Raw genomic sequence first — 13,818 nt, 5'->3', positions numbered from 1 at the left:
ATTCATTTTGAAGTTGTTTACCAAGTTATACGATATGGCCCTAGTGTGGGCAAAGCACCGTCATGCAGAACGTTATTTAGCTGCAATGAGCTTTGCAGAGTCAGTTTTTTTTCCAATACCGCCCGATGTAATGCTTGCACCTATGTCGCTTGCACAGCCCAAAAAAGCATGGCGTTTTGCAAGCTTTGCCACAATAGCATCGGTTGTTGGTGGAGTAGTTGGTTACTTGCTTGGGTTTTGGCTATTTGAACCCGTTGTTGAGCCATTGATTGCACAAATGCACTGGCAAGAAAAGTTTGATATCGCATTAAATTGGTTTAAAGATTACGGTGTTTGGGTTGTGTTTTTAGCTGGTTTTTCGCCTATACCATATAAAGTATTTACCATTGGCGCAGGTGTTTTACAAATGGCATTTTTGCCATTTTTACTCGCATCGGCGATTGGACGTGGTGCGCGATTCTTTTTAGTTTCAGCCTTAATGAAGTGGGGCGGGGCTAAAATGGAAGCAAAATTACGTCAATATATTGAAATACTTGGTTGGGGATTAGTGGTATTAATTGCGCTAGCGTACTTTTTATTGCGTTAAGCGTTAAAAATATCAATTGTCTAATTTGGGAGAAAAATACAATGAATAAACAGTTTTTACTGTATGTGACTATATTTGTTGGTGTTTTTCTTTCTGGTTGCTCTTCTCACCATATTCCAGCGCCTGTTAGCAGCCTAAATAATAATGTTAATGATTTAGGTCATACCATTAACATAAATGGCGATATTTATAAGGTGCAAAAAGGTGATACGCTCTATTCAATAGCCTTTAGCGCCGGTAAAGATTTTAGATTACTTGCAAAAAACAATTCAATTCCATCACCTTACACAATTTTCCCTGGGCAAAACATCTCCTTAACCCCCAAGCCCGAAAAAACAAAAAGGGATGAAAAATATACGAATTCGAGTAAAAAGTCTATAAAAAACACACAAAAAAATAACATAATATTAAAGAAAGAGCTTGATCCTCCAAAACAACGAGAGTATGTTCAGAAACAAGCCAGTAACAAAGTTAGTAATGCTAAACGTTTGTCGAGCAGTAAAGTTAATTGGTTTTGGCCTGCAAAGGGCAAAATTACCAAACGCTTTTCTAATAAGGAAAACGGTTATAAAGGTTTACAGATTACTAATCGTAAAGGGGCTTCAGTCTTAGCTGCGGCACAAGGAACAGTGGTATACGCGGGTAACGCTCTACGAGGTTATGGTAGTTTAATCATATTGAAACATAATGATGATTACCTAAGTGCTTATGCACATAACTCGAAATTACTTGTTAAAGAAAAGCAGAAGGTTAAGGCAGGACAAAAAATAGCAGAAATTGGTAATTCAGAATCTCCGGTCACCGCGCTTCGTTTTGAAATTCGCTACCGAGGGCAAGCTGTCAATCCTGCTAAATACCTACCCTAATTTTCAGGTATTGATAATTGCTCGGGAGAAGGCTTATGGCTAGCGCAGCAAAACTTGACAAACACACTACGACTGACGAGAAATTCGATGACATCGCTGCTGATGAAAGCACAACTTTACTAGATAAAGTAGAAGACGATGAAATCTTTGCAAAAGAAGAAGTAACTAAAAACCTTGATGCAACCCAACTTTATTTAGGCGAAATTGGTTTTTCTCCTTTGCTTAGCGCAGAAGAAGAAGTGTTTTTTTCTCGCAAATCACTTCGAGGTTGTGAAGCCTCACGCAAACGTATGATTGAAAGTAACTTACGTTTAGTTGTTAAAATAGCACGCCGTTACAATAACCGTGGCCTTGCTCTACTCGATTTAATTGAAGAAGGTAACTTAGGCTTAATTCGCGCTGTTGAAAAATTTGACCCTGAACGTGGCTTTAGATTTTCTACTTACGCTACATGGTGGATACGTCAAACAATTGAACGTGCCATTATGAACCAAACGCGTACCATTCGCTTACCTATCCATGTAGTTAAAGAGCTTAATGTTTACTTACGTACAGCGCGTGAATTAACTCAAAAACTTGACCATGAACCAACAGCTGACGAAATTGCAGCTTGCCTAGACAGACCCGTTGAAGACGTAACTAAAATGCTACGTTTAAACGAGAGAATAGCATCGGTTGATATGCCGATTGGTGGTGAAAACGACAGTGTACTGCTTGATATCATCCCAGATGAAAAAAGTGCAGGCCCTGAAGGCGAAGTACAAAATAATGATATTAATAAACATATTGTAGATTGGTTAGGTGAATTAAACCCTAAACAACGCGAAGTGTTAGCACGTCGATTTGGATTACTTGGCTACGAGCCATCTACACTTGAAGATGTAGGTCGTGAAATAGGCTTAACACGTGAGCGTGTAAGACAAATTCAGGTAGAGGCATTACGTCGTTTAAAAGACATTTTGCAACAAGAAGGTTTAAGTACAGATAGCTTGTTTAATCAGTTTTCGTAACTGGTTAAATAGTTTAAGAGACTATGTGTGTTAAAAAGCCGAAGAATTTATTCTTCGGCTTTTTTTATGCTTGTAAATTAGATGATATAAATTACAACAATGCTTTTAGTTTATATAATAAATCGTGCGCTTGGCGTGGCGATAAATTATCAGGGTCGATAGCGCTTAATTGTTCTTCTACTTCTGAAGGTGTATTTTGAGCAACTTCATTATTAAAAGTAAAGGCTTGTTGCTCAGTATTTGGTGCAGTAACGCTTTGATGATTTTCAAGTAACTTAAGTTTTTGCTTTGCTTGTGCAATAACAGCTTTTGGCACACCCGCAAGAGCAGCTACCTGTAAGCCAAAGCTCTTGCTTGCTGCGCCATCAAGTACTGTATGCATAAAGGCGATTGTATCGTTATGCTCTATTGCATCAAGGTGCACGTTTACCAGACCTGTTGTTTGTTCAGCAAGTTCTGTTAACTCAAAGTAGTGCGTTGCAAACAATGTTTTAGCTGATATTTTTGACGCTAAATGATCGGCTGTTGCATACGCAAGCGAGAGCCCATCATAGGTACTTGTACCACGACCAATTTCATCCATTAATACCAAAGACTGCGCCGTGGCATTATTTAAAATAGTCGCTGTTTCGGTCATTTCTACCATGAAGGTTGAGCGACCTGATGCTAAATCATCGCTAGCACCAATACGTGTAAATATGCGATCAATATTACCTATTTTAGCGCTGTCTGCAGGTACATAACTGCCAATGTGAGCCATTAGTACAATAAGTGCTGTTTGGCGCATATAGGTTGATTTACCGCCCATGTTTGGACCCGTAATAATCAACATTTTACGTTGGCTGTTTAATTCAACAGGGTTAGCAATAAACGGTTCTTTCATTACTTGTTCAACAACAGGGTGACGACCTTGCTTAATGCTTATATTGTCGTTATCGCACAGTTCTGGTTTTGCATAATTGAGTGCAAATGCACGTTCGGCCAAGTTATTTAATACGTCTAAATCGGCCAGTGCTGCTGCCATCATTTGCAGCTGTTCAATGTGTGGAGCGATAAATCTGAACAGCTCTTCGTATAGTTGCTTTTCAAGCGCTAAGGCTTTTGATTGGCTACCAAGTACTTTATCTTCGTGCTCTTTAAGCTCAGGAATAATATAGCGTTCGTTATTTTTGAGCGTTTGACGACGAATGTAGTCGGCTGGCACTAAGTGAGCATTAGCGCGGCTTACTTCAATAAAAAAGCCATGTACGCGGTTATAACCAATTTTAAGCGTACTAATACCCGTGCGTTCGCGTTCACGCAACTCTAGTTGATCAAGTACATCGGTTGCACCTTTACTTAAGTTACGCCACTCATCTAGTTCGCTGTTGTAACCAGGGGCAATAACGCCACCATCACGAATAAGTACCGGTGGGTTTTCTATCACTGCACGTTCTAATAACTCTTGTAAATCAGGGAGCTCAGGCGAGTGCTTGATAATACCTGTAATACGAGGATCGTTAGCATCACCTAGCAAAGTGTGTAGTGGCGCAAGTGCTTGTAATGCGCTGCGAAGACGAGTTAGATCGCGCGGGCGAGCTGTGCATAAAGCTAGGCGTGCAATAACTCGCTCTACATCACCAATCTCTTTTAATGATTCGTGTAATTCACCGCACAGTTGTACATCTAAAATAGCGCTAATTGCATTTAAGCGTGAATTTAGCTCGTCTTTATTACGTACAGGTGTATGAATACGGCGCTTAAGTAAACGAGAGCCCATAGGTGTTGCTGTTTTATCAAGTACCTGGGCAAGTGTATTTTCAAACCCACCTGATAAATTAACGGTAAGTTCTAAATTTTTACGGGTTGCGGCATCTAAAATAACAGCGTGTTCGTTGTGCTCAAGTGTAATAGCACGAATATGTGGCAGTGCAATACGCTGCGTATCTTTTACGTATTGCATTAAACAACCTGCAGCAACAAGTGCGCTGTGGGCTTTATCAACACCAAATCCCACTAAATCTTTAGTACCAAACTGATCGCATAATAAGTGCTCGGCCGTATCTAAGTCGAATTCCCACTCTGGGCGACGGCGAGCCCCTTTTATATGCTCAATTAAATGAAAATTTTCAAAGCTTTCGCTATATAGCAACTCGGCAGGAGATAGGCGCTGAATCGTTGAGCTAAATGCTTCGTCGGTGTTAACCTCTACAACGTTAAAACGACCAGAGTTAATGTCTAAGTAGGCAATACCGTATAGGCCTTTTTTACTTTGCCAAACGCTGGTAAGTAAATTGTCTTGTCGCTCTTGTAGCAGCGCTTCATCAGATATAGTGCCAGGGGTGACTATGCGTACAACTTTGCGATCAACGGGGCCTTTACTGGTAGCTGGATCGCCAACTTGTTCGCAAATAGCAACAGATTCACCCATTTGAACTAGGCGTGCTAAGTAGTTCTCTACTGCATGATAAGGCACGCCCGCCATAGGGATAGGATCGCCACCGGCTTTGCCGCGATGAGTTTGCGAAATATCGAGTAATTGAGCGGCGCGTTTAGCGTCATCAAAAAAGAGTTCGTAAAAATCGCCCATACGATAAAACAATAATATATCGCGATGCTCTGATTTTATTTTTAGATACTGCTGCATCATAGGGGTTTGTTGTTTTATAGTGTGTGGTGCATAAAGATCAAACGACATGTATTTACCCAAAGGCTGAATATGGAATTACATCAAGAGATTAAAACACTTGCTGCGCAATTAGGCGCTATTTTAACGGATAAATGCTTATGGATCACTAGTGCTGAGTCATGTACTGGTGGCGGAGTAAGTTATGCCCTTACAGATACGCCCGGAAGCTCTGCTTATATTGACCGCGCATTTGTAACTTACAGCAACCAAGCAAAGCAAGACTTACTAAATGTAAGTGCCAGTACATTAGCGCAATTTGGTGCTGTGAGCGAGCAGACAGTACGTGAAATGGCACTAGGTGCAATTAAGGCAACAAATGCAAATATATCTATAGCTGTATCAGGTATTGCAGGACCTGGCGGGGCAACAGAAGGTAAACCTGTGGGACTTGTGTGGTTTGGCATACAAATTAATGACAAAGTACTGACCTTTAAACAAGTATTCTCTGGCGATAGGGCTCAAGTTAGACTGCAAGCTATTGTATTTGCATTGAAAAGTGTAATAGATGAGATAAAATAAAAAAATTAGCTTGATACTGTAATTTCATACAGTATACTTGATTCCATTAGCTGGATTTGGAGAATAAAATGAACGATAACAAACAAAAAGCGTTGGACGCTGCACTATCACAAATTGAACGTCAATTTGGTAAAGGCTCAATTATGAAATTGGGTGATAACAAAGCGTTAAACATTGAATCTGTATCTACAGGCTCATTAGGTATTGATATTGCTTTAGGCATAGGTGGTTTACCTATGGGACGTATTGTTGAAGTATACGGACCTGAGTCATCTGGTAAAACAACGCTTACTTTACAAGTTATCGCAGAAGCGCAAAAAGAAGGCAAAACATGTGCCTTTATTGATGCTGAGCATGCTCTAGATCCAGTTTATGCACAAAAGCTTGGTGTTAACATTGATGAGCTTTTTGTATCGCAACCAGATACCGGTGAGCAAGCACTAGAAATTTGTGACATGTTAGTACGCTCAAGCGCAGTAGATGTTGTTGTAATTGACTCGGTTGCTGCACTAACACCAAAAGCTGAAATTGAAGGCGACATGGGCGACTCGCACATGGGCTTACAAGCACGTTTAATGTCACAAGCATTACGTAAGCTTACTGGTAACATTAAACGCTCTAACACGTTATGTATTTTCATTAACCAAATCCGTATGAAAATTGGTGTTATGTTTGGTAACCCAGAAACAACAACAGGTGGTAATGCACTTAAGTTTTACGCATCGGTACGTATTGATATTCGTCGTATTGGTTCTGTTAAAGAAGGCGATGAAGTTGTTGGTAACGAAACTCGCGTTAAAATTGTTAAAAACAAAGTAGCGCCGCCGTTTAAACAAGCTGAATTTATCATCATGTATGGTGAAGGTATTTCTAAGCAAGGCGAGCTAATTGACCTAGGAGTTAAGCATAAAATTGTTGAAAAAGCTGGTGCTTGGTATAGCTACTGTGGCAACAAGGTTGGCCAAGGTAAATCTAACTCAATTAAGTTTTTGAAAGAAAACCCAGAAATTGCAGATGAGATTGAAGGCAAGTTACGCGAAATGCTTTTATTAAAAGCAACTATTGAACCAGATGATGGTGAAGATAAGTTGGGCGATGACGCTGACCTTTAACAGCATCAAAATGAGTTTTTAAGCTTGATTTGACCCGAGCTTTAAAAAGCGCTGATCAGTAATGATTAGCGCTTTTTTGTTGTTAAAAACTTAAAGTAGATAACCTGAGCTCTGGATAATAAATCTATCTCGAGCAGCTATTTTCAGCGCTAGCTGCGTTAAATTTACTTGCAATAGGCCAGCTATTGACGCGTAAATTCGCCTTGTTTCAACTGAAAATCTCTGGCTAGATAAAATAAATTTAAATACCACTATGATTCAATACGTTAGTAAATCTCTTAACCAGAGTTTAGGTTAGATAAAATAAAAACGACACATTAAAAATGTGTCGTTTTTTAATTTAACCGCAAAAATCTACAGCCTTTAATTAATCAAATATATTTATAACTGCCAATTTACAGATAGAGCGTAGTTACGCGGTGCACCGTAGTAACCTTGTTCCCAGTATAGGCTGTGCAAATATTTTTCACCTGTGGCGTTATTAACGTTGAAAGTGACTCCTACGTTATCTGTAATTTTGTAAGTGGCCATTAAATCAAGTAACCCGTATGCATCTTGGTTGGTAGTAACACTTGCAATACCATTAGCATCTTTAACTTGAACTCGGCTAGTTGAATCCTGCCAGCGATAGTTTGCACCAAATGATAAGCCATCAACTAAAGGTACTTGATAGGTTGCGGCCACTTTAAGTTGGTTTTCTGGTGTGTAATCTTTTACTAAATCATCACCATCAATATTTAAATTACTAAAGCTAATACTTGCACTTAAATCATCTGTAAATTTACCACTTAACTCTACTTCAAAACCATTACTACTAATGCCATCAGCTGCATAATAACGCGTATCACTTGGTAATGAGTTAGCTATAGCAACAGCAAGGCCATCTTGTTTTGCATCAAAATAAGCAAACGTTACAAATAACTGGTCGTCTAGAAGCTGGGCTTTGACACCTATTTCGCTACTTTTTCCAGTAACAGCAGGTAGTTGATTGGCGTTTATGTCTAGTTCTTTTTGCGGTACAAATGTTTCTGTATAGCTTGCATAAGCCGATAGAGATTCGTTAAAGTCGTACACTGTACCAATGTACGGTATTAGCTCAGAGTCACTTCGAGTTTGAGCAACGCCATAGGCTGTGCCTTTTGTTTCCCAATCGGTATAACGCACGCCAGCAAGTACACTTAAAGGCTCGCTTAATTTAATGCGAGTTGATATGTAAGCTGATTTTTGCTCGTTAGTAATATCACTACCATTTACGCCATCAGCAAGCGTTGCTTCTGGTATTACACCATCCCACGTTCTAAGTGATGGCATATCTGGAAAACCATTACCTGTAGTGTAATCGTAAAGAGATTGCTCTGTGTAATCCATTTTTGCTTGGCTAACACCAAATGATAGATCGTGCTCTTGATTAAATAAATCAAATTTACCACTGGCATATAGATCAAATAAATCATGCTTATCTTCGTAATCATAACGACTTGCATAACCTGTTAAACCAAGTTCAGTGTCTTTATTTGGTGTACCGTATACGTAGAACAGCTCTGAGTCTTGCTCGTTTTCGATGTGCGCATAGCGTGCTCTAGCCACCCATGTTGCTGATAAGTTTTGTTCAAGCGTTACATATACTTGCTCTGCACTGTTATCCCAGTAAGACCAATCAGCAGCAGTACTGGTTGATTCGTCATAGTCGGTTGGTGAGCCGTCGGTGTAATAAAGAGGTAGTGCCCCCCAAAGTGGGCTATCAGCATCTTTTTGTTGGTTAACGTAGTTAACGCTTAATAATGTGTTGTCTGTTAATTTTCCTTCATACGCTAAATAAATAATTGTTTTATCTGTTTCGTAACGGTCTAGGTATGAATCAGCTTTTTGCTTTGTAAATACAGCACGTACGGCGTGTTCTTCATTTATTGGCGTAGATACATCTAAATCTAAACGTTTTTTATTCCATGAGCCATACGAGGCTGATGCATTTGCTTGTGTTGTGTAAGTTGGTTTCTTTAAAACCATATTTACAGTTGCAGAAGGATTACCGGCACCGGTCATTAAGCCATTAGCGCCACGAACTATTTCTACACGGTCATAAATTGAAGTATCAAGACTGCCTTGAATAGATCCAGAGCTTTGTGGAATACCTAAGCCATCAACTTGAAAGTTAGTAATTTCAAAGCCACGAGCTTTAAAGTAAGTACGATCTGTTTCTATTTGCTCTACTGTTACGCCGGGGGTGCTTTCAAGTACTGAGTTTATATCGTCTAGTGAAAAGTCGTCCATTAATGCGCGTGATACTACCGAGATTGACTGTGGTGTTTCTTTAATTGTTAAACCTAGTTTGGTAGCTGATTGCGCTTCTTCTGTTATGTAGTTTTTGTGATGTTGACCATATACCGCAATTTTTTCGAGAGGTTCATCTTTTACAGTTGCTTCATCAGCAAGTGCATAACCAGATAGAATTAAAGAAGTAGCAAAGCTTAATTTAGATAAACGCAAAACTTGAGGGGACGACATAAGTTTTTCCAGTTAGTTCAAAAAGAAGTGCGTAACTTAATCTAAATGATATCGATTTGCAATTGAGTTGTGTGTTTTACCTATTATTATTCTATTTTGTTGGATTTTAGCGTCACATAAAGAGATTATGGGTACGAATTGATGAATTATATAGAACTTAATATCCCTTATAAAAAAAGCGGCCTAGGCCGCTTATTTAAAGTAGTTAGCTTTTTAGTTATTAAAAAGAGTATTTAACAGAGAATTGTAAACGATCTAAATCGCCATCTACGCCACTTTCAGTTTCACGCTCAGCATGTTTTAGCTCAGCTCCAAATGTTAGGCGTTTAACAGGGGAATATAAAATGTTAGCGCTATAGCTTTGGCTTGATTCAGTCGGATCACCAGAAATAGCTAATAAATCAGTGTTGTTATCAGCAGAGAAGAAAGAGTATAAGAATGTTGAACGCCATTGGCTTGTCCACTTGTGCTGGTAAGCAACAAAACCAGAAGTCGAATCAATGGCATCTAGTTCATCGCCATTAAGTACTGCGCCGTGAGCAACGTTTAAGCCTACGTAACGGCCTAAGCCTTTACCTTGAGTAAGCATAAATTTAAGGTTGTCTTCACCAAGGTTTATTTTACCCGACGCACTAATACCAAAAGATGTTTCATCTGCATCAACACTGCCTACTTTATAAGTTAGTTGGCGAGCAAGCGCTGCAACAACAATGTTACCCCAATCAGCTTTGTGTGTGTAACGAGCTGTAAAGTCAGGCAATGATGCATCATCAGTTACTACCATACCGCTAGTAGTAGAAATTGTACTTTCTGGGTTTTCTAATGAGAAAGACCATGCGCCAGTGGTATATTTAATTTGCGATTGGCGAACAAATATAGTGCCTTCAGCTGGGCCTACAAAATCAAGCGTTTCAGCAAGGGCACCCACGTTTTGAAAGTTAGACCATGTTTGACCAAATAACCAACCGTCGTATGTCACAAACGCATGGCGAATACGTGGAGCATAAGAGTTTGATACACGTTCATTGCCGCCAGCAGCTGAGGCTAAAAAATCAATCTCAATTTTAGTGTTAACGGTCTTACCGTTATCCATAACAGTGGCTGTGCCAAAGTTAAAGCGTGACTCGCGAGCATGCATATCAAACACAGCATCTGAGCTGTTATCGTCGCCAACTGTTAGCGTACTTGGTACGTAAAAGTCACGACCTACGTTTGAGCCTGCAGGCGCACCCGCTGAATAATCACTCCACATAGAGTCGAGTTTAATATATCCACCGTAAGTAAATTCGGTATCACCAATTTTTGCAGCAGTTGCCGCGTATGCAGTACTTGATAGTGCACATAGTACAGCGCTTGCTGCCAATGTTTTTAATGGGGTAAATTTCATTGTGGTGTCCTTTATAGGCTACTTGTTATTTGTTACTTTTTTTTCATGTAAGGTTGTATTACTTGCTACGAGTATTACTTACGAATAAAAAGGGTTGTTAATTTGGCTTTCAATTCACTTTCTATTTTCATTCGTTAAATAAAGCATTTTAGTAAGTACAACAAAATATCTTTATTGGAGTACGACAACACTGTTGAATATGTGCAATATTTACTCAATTACCTATTGGTCTATAAGACTAAGGTTTGAGAGCAGATTAGTTTGTATTTACTTACATTTAACGCGTTGTATTATTTATGTAAAAAAATTGAAAGCAGAAGGATTATAAACTACAAATGAGGAAATTGAAGGGGTGTACAACTAAGGTCTAATACTTAATGTAGCACTGCTGAGTAATCCTTGATAAAAGCTTAAGGCAAGTAATTTAAATGGAGACTAAGATGTCACAAAGTATCTACCCAGTTCCTGCGCATATTAAAGATGCGACTCTTGTAGATAAAAATAAATATAATATGCTTTACAAGCAATCTATTGATGACCCAGAAAGTTTTTGGCGTGAGCATGGCAAACGTCTTGATTGGTCTACTCCTTATACAAAAGTTAAAAACACATCATTCGACAAAGGCCATATAAATATTAAATGGTATGAGGATGGCTACCTTAATGCTTCGTACAATTGTATCGATCGTCACTTAAAAACCAAAGCAGATAAAACGGCGCTTATTTGGGAAGGTGACAGCCCATCTCAAAGTGAGAATATTACTTATCAACAATTGCATGATGAAGTAGCCAAGTTTGCCAATGGTTTAAAAAAGCTAGGTGTTCAAAAAGGTGACCGTGTAGCGATTTATATGCCTATGACGCCTCAAGCTGTTTATGCTATGCAAGCTTGTGCACGTATTGGTGCTATTCATTCGGTTGTATTTGGTGGCTTTTCACCTTCTGCGATTGCAGATCGTATTCGGGATTCGGGTGCCAAGGTTGTTATTACTTCAGATGAAGGGCGCAGAGCGGGTAATTGTGTTCCATTAAAAGCAAATGTAGATGAAGCGGTAGCGCAAGAAACTGTAACCTCAATTGAGCATGTTATTGTGCACCAATTAACCGGCGGTGAAGTTGATTGGAATGAGCACGATATATGGTGGCATGACTTAGTTGCTGATTTACCAGCAAAGTGTGAACCAGAGCCAATGAACGCTGAAGATCCATTGTTTATTCTATATACGTCAGGTTCAACAGGTCAGCCGAAGGGGGTTGTGCATACGACTGGTGGCTACTTAGTTTACTCATCAATGACACATGAATACGTATTTGATTTAAAAGAAGACGATGTGTATTGGTGTAGTGCCGATGTAGGTTGGATCACAGGCCACAGTTACATTGCATACGGGCCATTAGTAAACGGTTGTACACAAGTATTATTTGAAGGTGTACCAACTTATCCAACTGCAGGACGTATGGGCGAAATTGTTGATAAACACGGTGTAACTATTTTATATACTGCGCCTACAGCAATTCGTGCGCTAATGGCGAAAGGTGATGAGCCAACAGCTTCGTCAAATCGCGATAGTTTACGTATTTTAGGCTCGGTTGGTGAGCCAATAAATCCAGAAGCATGGACGTGGTATTACGAGAGTATTGGTAAATCTAATTGTCCGATTGTTGATACGTGGTGGCAAACAGAAACCGGTGGCATAATGATTACGCCTTTACCGGGTGCAACTGATACAAAACCAGGTTCTGCGACACATCCATTTTTTGGTATTGCGCCAGCATTATTTGATGCTGAGGGGAATAACCTTGAAGGTGCTGTGGACGGTAATTTAGTTATTTTAGATAGCTGGCCATCGCAAGCGCGAACTGTTTATGGCGACCATGAACGTTTTGAACAAACTTATTTTAGCGCCTACCCAGGTGTTTACTTTACAGGTGATGGTTGTCGTCGTGATGAAGACGGTTATTACTGGATCACAGGACGTGTGGACGATGTACTTAACGTATCAGGCCATCGCTTAGGTACTGCCGAAATTGAAAGTGCGTTAGTTGCGCACGAAGCAGTAGCAGAAGCAGCAGTAGTGGGTTACCCGCATGATATTAAAGGCCAAGGTATTTATGTTTATATTACGCCTAACGAAGGTGTAACAGTAAGCGATGAATTAACCAAAGAGGTACGTAACTGGGTTCGTAAAGAGCTTAGCCCAATAGCATCACCAGATATGATTCAATGGTCTCCAGGTTTACCTAAAACGCGCTCAGGCAAGATTATGCGTCGTATTTTACGTAAAATCGCTGCAAATGAGCACCAACAACTCGGTGATACGTCAACGCTTGCAGATCCATCTGTAGTCGATGAACTAATCGAGAACAGATTAAATCGTTAAATGTGCGTTAAAAACTTGATTACAAGTTGATTCTAAACGTAGTATATCGGCTGTCAGTGAGGGTTTTATACCTAACTGGCAGCCGAATTTATTAGGAGTGAACCATGAGTCAGTTTTTAATAGCGGACGACCATCCGTTATTTCGTGAAGCACTAAAGGGCGCATTGAGCGCAAAATTTGAAGGTTTAGAGGTTTTTGAATCATCCGATTTTGACAGCACACTGCAAGTGTTAAGTGAGCAAGAGGATCTTGATATATTACTGCTAGACCTTCACATGCCAGGTAATGGTGATTTATATGGTCTTATTCGTATTAGAGAAGAATACCCAAGCTTACCTATTGCCGTTGTTTCGGGTAGTGAAGACGCTAATATAGTTTCTAAAGTAATGGGTTACGGCGCTATGGGTTTTATTCCTAAATCGTCATCGTCTGATGATATTGCCAGTGCAATTAACCAAATACTTGAAGGCGATACATGGCTACCAAAAGAGTTAAAAAACAAAGTAGCTGAAATTGAAGGTGAAGACCGAGAAATAGCAGCGCAAGTTGCCTCATTAACACCTCAACAATACCGAGTGCTGCAATATCTGCACGAAGGTTTACTTAATAAGCAAATTGCTTATGAACTGCACATATCAGAAGCAACAGTAAAAGCACACATTACAGCCATATTTAGAAAACTCGGCGTGTACAATCGTACCCAAGCCGTTTTAATTGCCGCGAAATTAAAACTCGAGCCAATAGAGCAGGCATAATTTACATTTAAAAAGTCACTTGCTTATTT

At 39.6% G+C, this 13,818-nt stretch carries 10 protein-coding genes; 7 read left to right on the top strand and 3 right to left on the bottom strand.

Translation table 11 applies throughout. The annotated features are described in order from the left end of the window. The first annotated feature begins 7 nt into the window (after nt 1-7). Genes AAEY62_RS12245 through rpoS form a run of 3 tightly spaced genes read left to right on the top strand, consistent with a single transcriptional unit; the run spans nt 8 to nt 2,462 of the window. Nucleotides 8-586 carry a YqaA family protein gene (locus tag AAEY62_RS12245; protein WP_007584782.1) on the top strand — a complete coding sequence of 193 codons (579 nt, stop codon included), beginning with the start codon at nt 8-10 and terminating at the stop codon, nt 584-586. Nucleotides 587-627: 41 nt separating this feature from the next. Next, nucleotides 628-1,452, top strand: coding sequence for a peptidoglycan DD-metalloendopeptidase family protein (locus tag AAEY62_RS12240; protein WP_197237023.1), 825 nt, complete (start codon nt 628-630; stop codon nt 1,450-1,452). Nucleotides 1,453-1,487: 35 nt separating this feature from the next. Continuing rightward, on the top strand, nt 1,488-2,462 hold the full coding sequence (gene rpoS / locus AAEY62_RS12235) for an RNA polymerase sigma factor RpoS (RefSeq protein ID WP_007584786.1): 975 nt from the start codon (nt 1,488-1,490) through the stop codon (nt 2,460-2,462). A 91-nt stretch (nt 2,463-2,553) separates the two neighbouring features. Here rpoS and mutS read toward each other — a convergent pair whose 3' ends face one another. Further along, nucleotides 2,554-5,139, bottom strand: coding sequence for a DNA mismatch repair protein MutS (gene mutS, locus AAEY62_RS12230; protein ID WP_350635025.1), 2,586 nt, complete (start codon nt 5,137-5,139; stop codon nt 2,554-2,556). Nucleotides 5,140-5,160: 21 nt separating this feature from the next. On the opposite strand from mutS, the gene AAEY62_RS12225 reads away from it, so the two are divergent. Both AAEY62_RS12225 and recA read left to right on the top strand, forming a co-directional pair. Continuing rightward, nucleotides 5,161-5,649, top strand: coding sequence for a CinA family protein (locus tag AAEY62_RS12225; protein ID WP_010554445.1), 489 nt, complete (start codon nt 5,161-5,163; stop codon nt 5,647-5,649). 68 nt (nt 5,650-5,717) lie between these two features. Then, nucleotides 5,718-6,761, top strand: coding sequence for a recombinase RecA (gene recA, locus AAEY62_RS12220; protein ID WP_024591486.1), 1,044 nt, complete (start codon nt 5,718-5,720; stop codon nt 6,759-6,761). Nucleotides 6,762-7,142: 381 nt separating this feature from the next. Here recA and AAEY62_RS12215 read toward each other — a convergent pair whose 3' ends face one another. Further along, nucleotides 7,143-9,266, bottom strand: coding sequence for a TonB-dependent siderophore receptor (locus AAEY62_RS12215; protein WP_350635024.1), 2,124 nt, complete (start codon nt 9,264-9,266; stop codon nt 7,143-7,145). A gap of 220 nt (nt 9,267-9,486) precedes the next feature. Then, nucleotides 9,487-10,653, bottom strand: a complete 1,167-nt coding sequence (locus AAEY62_RS12210) for a DcaP family trimeric outer membrane transporter (protein WP_010554447.1) — start codon at nt 10,651-10,653, stop codon at nt 9,487-9,489. 440 nt (nt 10,654-11,093) lie between these two features. Between AAEY62_RS12210 and acs the strand changes: the two genes are divergently transcribed. Then, complete coding sequence (gene acs / locus AAEY62_RS12205; protein WP_101164194.1) at nt 11,094-13,034, top strand: acetate--CoA ligase; 1,941 nt, start codon at nt 11,094-11,096, stop codon at nt 13,032-13,034. A 104-nt stretch (nt 13,035-13,138) separates the two neighbouring features. Further along, nucleotides 13,139-13,789, top strand: a complete 651-nt coding sequence (locus AAEY62_RS12200; RefSeq protein WP_007584799.1) for a response regulator transcription factor — start codon at nt 13,139-13,141, stop codon at nt 13,787-13,789. Nucleotides 13,790-13,818 lie beyond the last annotated feature (29 nt).

The organism is Pseudoalteromonas sp. GW168-MNA-CIBAN-0100, from assembly GCF_040309225.1.
GTDB lineage: Bacteria > Pseudomonadota > Gammaproteobacteria > Enterobacterales > Alteromonadaceae > Pseudoalteromonas > Pseudoalteromonas arctica.
Note: the sequence above shows the minus strand (reverse complement) of the source record. Positions and strands in the feature narration are given on the sequence as shown.

Excerpts from the sequence above, each read along its gene's own strand:
- AAEY62_RS12240 (WP_197237023.1), top strand. The coding sequence starts at position 628 with ATGAATAAACAGTTTTTACTGTATGTGACTATATTTGTTGGTGTTTTT.
- rpoS (WP_007584786.1), top strand. The coding sequence starts at position 1,488 with ATGGCTAGCGCAGCAAAACTTGACAAACACACTACGACTGACGAGAAA.
- mutS (WP_350635025.1), bottom strand. The coding sequence starts at position 5,139 with ATGTCGTTTGATCTTTATGCACCACACACTATAAAACAACAAACCCCT.
- AAEY62_RS12225 (WP_010554445.1), top strand. The coding sequence starts at position 5,161 with ATGGAATTACATCAAGAGATTAAAACACTTGCTGCGCAATTAGGCGCT.
- recA (WP_024591486.1), top strand. The coding sequence starts at position 5,718 with ATGAACGATAACAAACAAAAAGCGTTGGACGCTGCACTATCACAAATT.
- AAEY62_RS12215 (WP_350635024.1), bottom strand. The coding sequence starts at position 9,266 with ATGTCGTCCCCTCAAGTTTTGCGTTTATCTAAATTAAGCTTTGCTACT.
- AAEY62_RS12210 (WP_010554447.1), bottom strand. The coding sequence starts at position 10,653 with ATGAAATTTACCCCATTAAAAACATTGGCAGCAAGCGCTGTACTATGT.
- acs (WP_101164194.1), top strand. The coding sequence starts at position 11,094 with ATGTCACAAAGTATCTACCCAGTTCCTGCGCATATTAAAGATGCGACT.
- AAEY62_RS12200 (WP_007584799.1), top strand. The coding sequence starts at position 13,139 with ATGAGTCAGTTTTTAATAGCGGACGACCATCCGTTATTTCGTGAAGCA.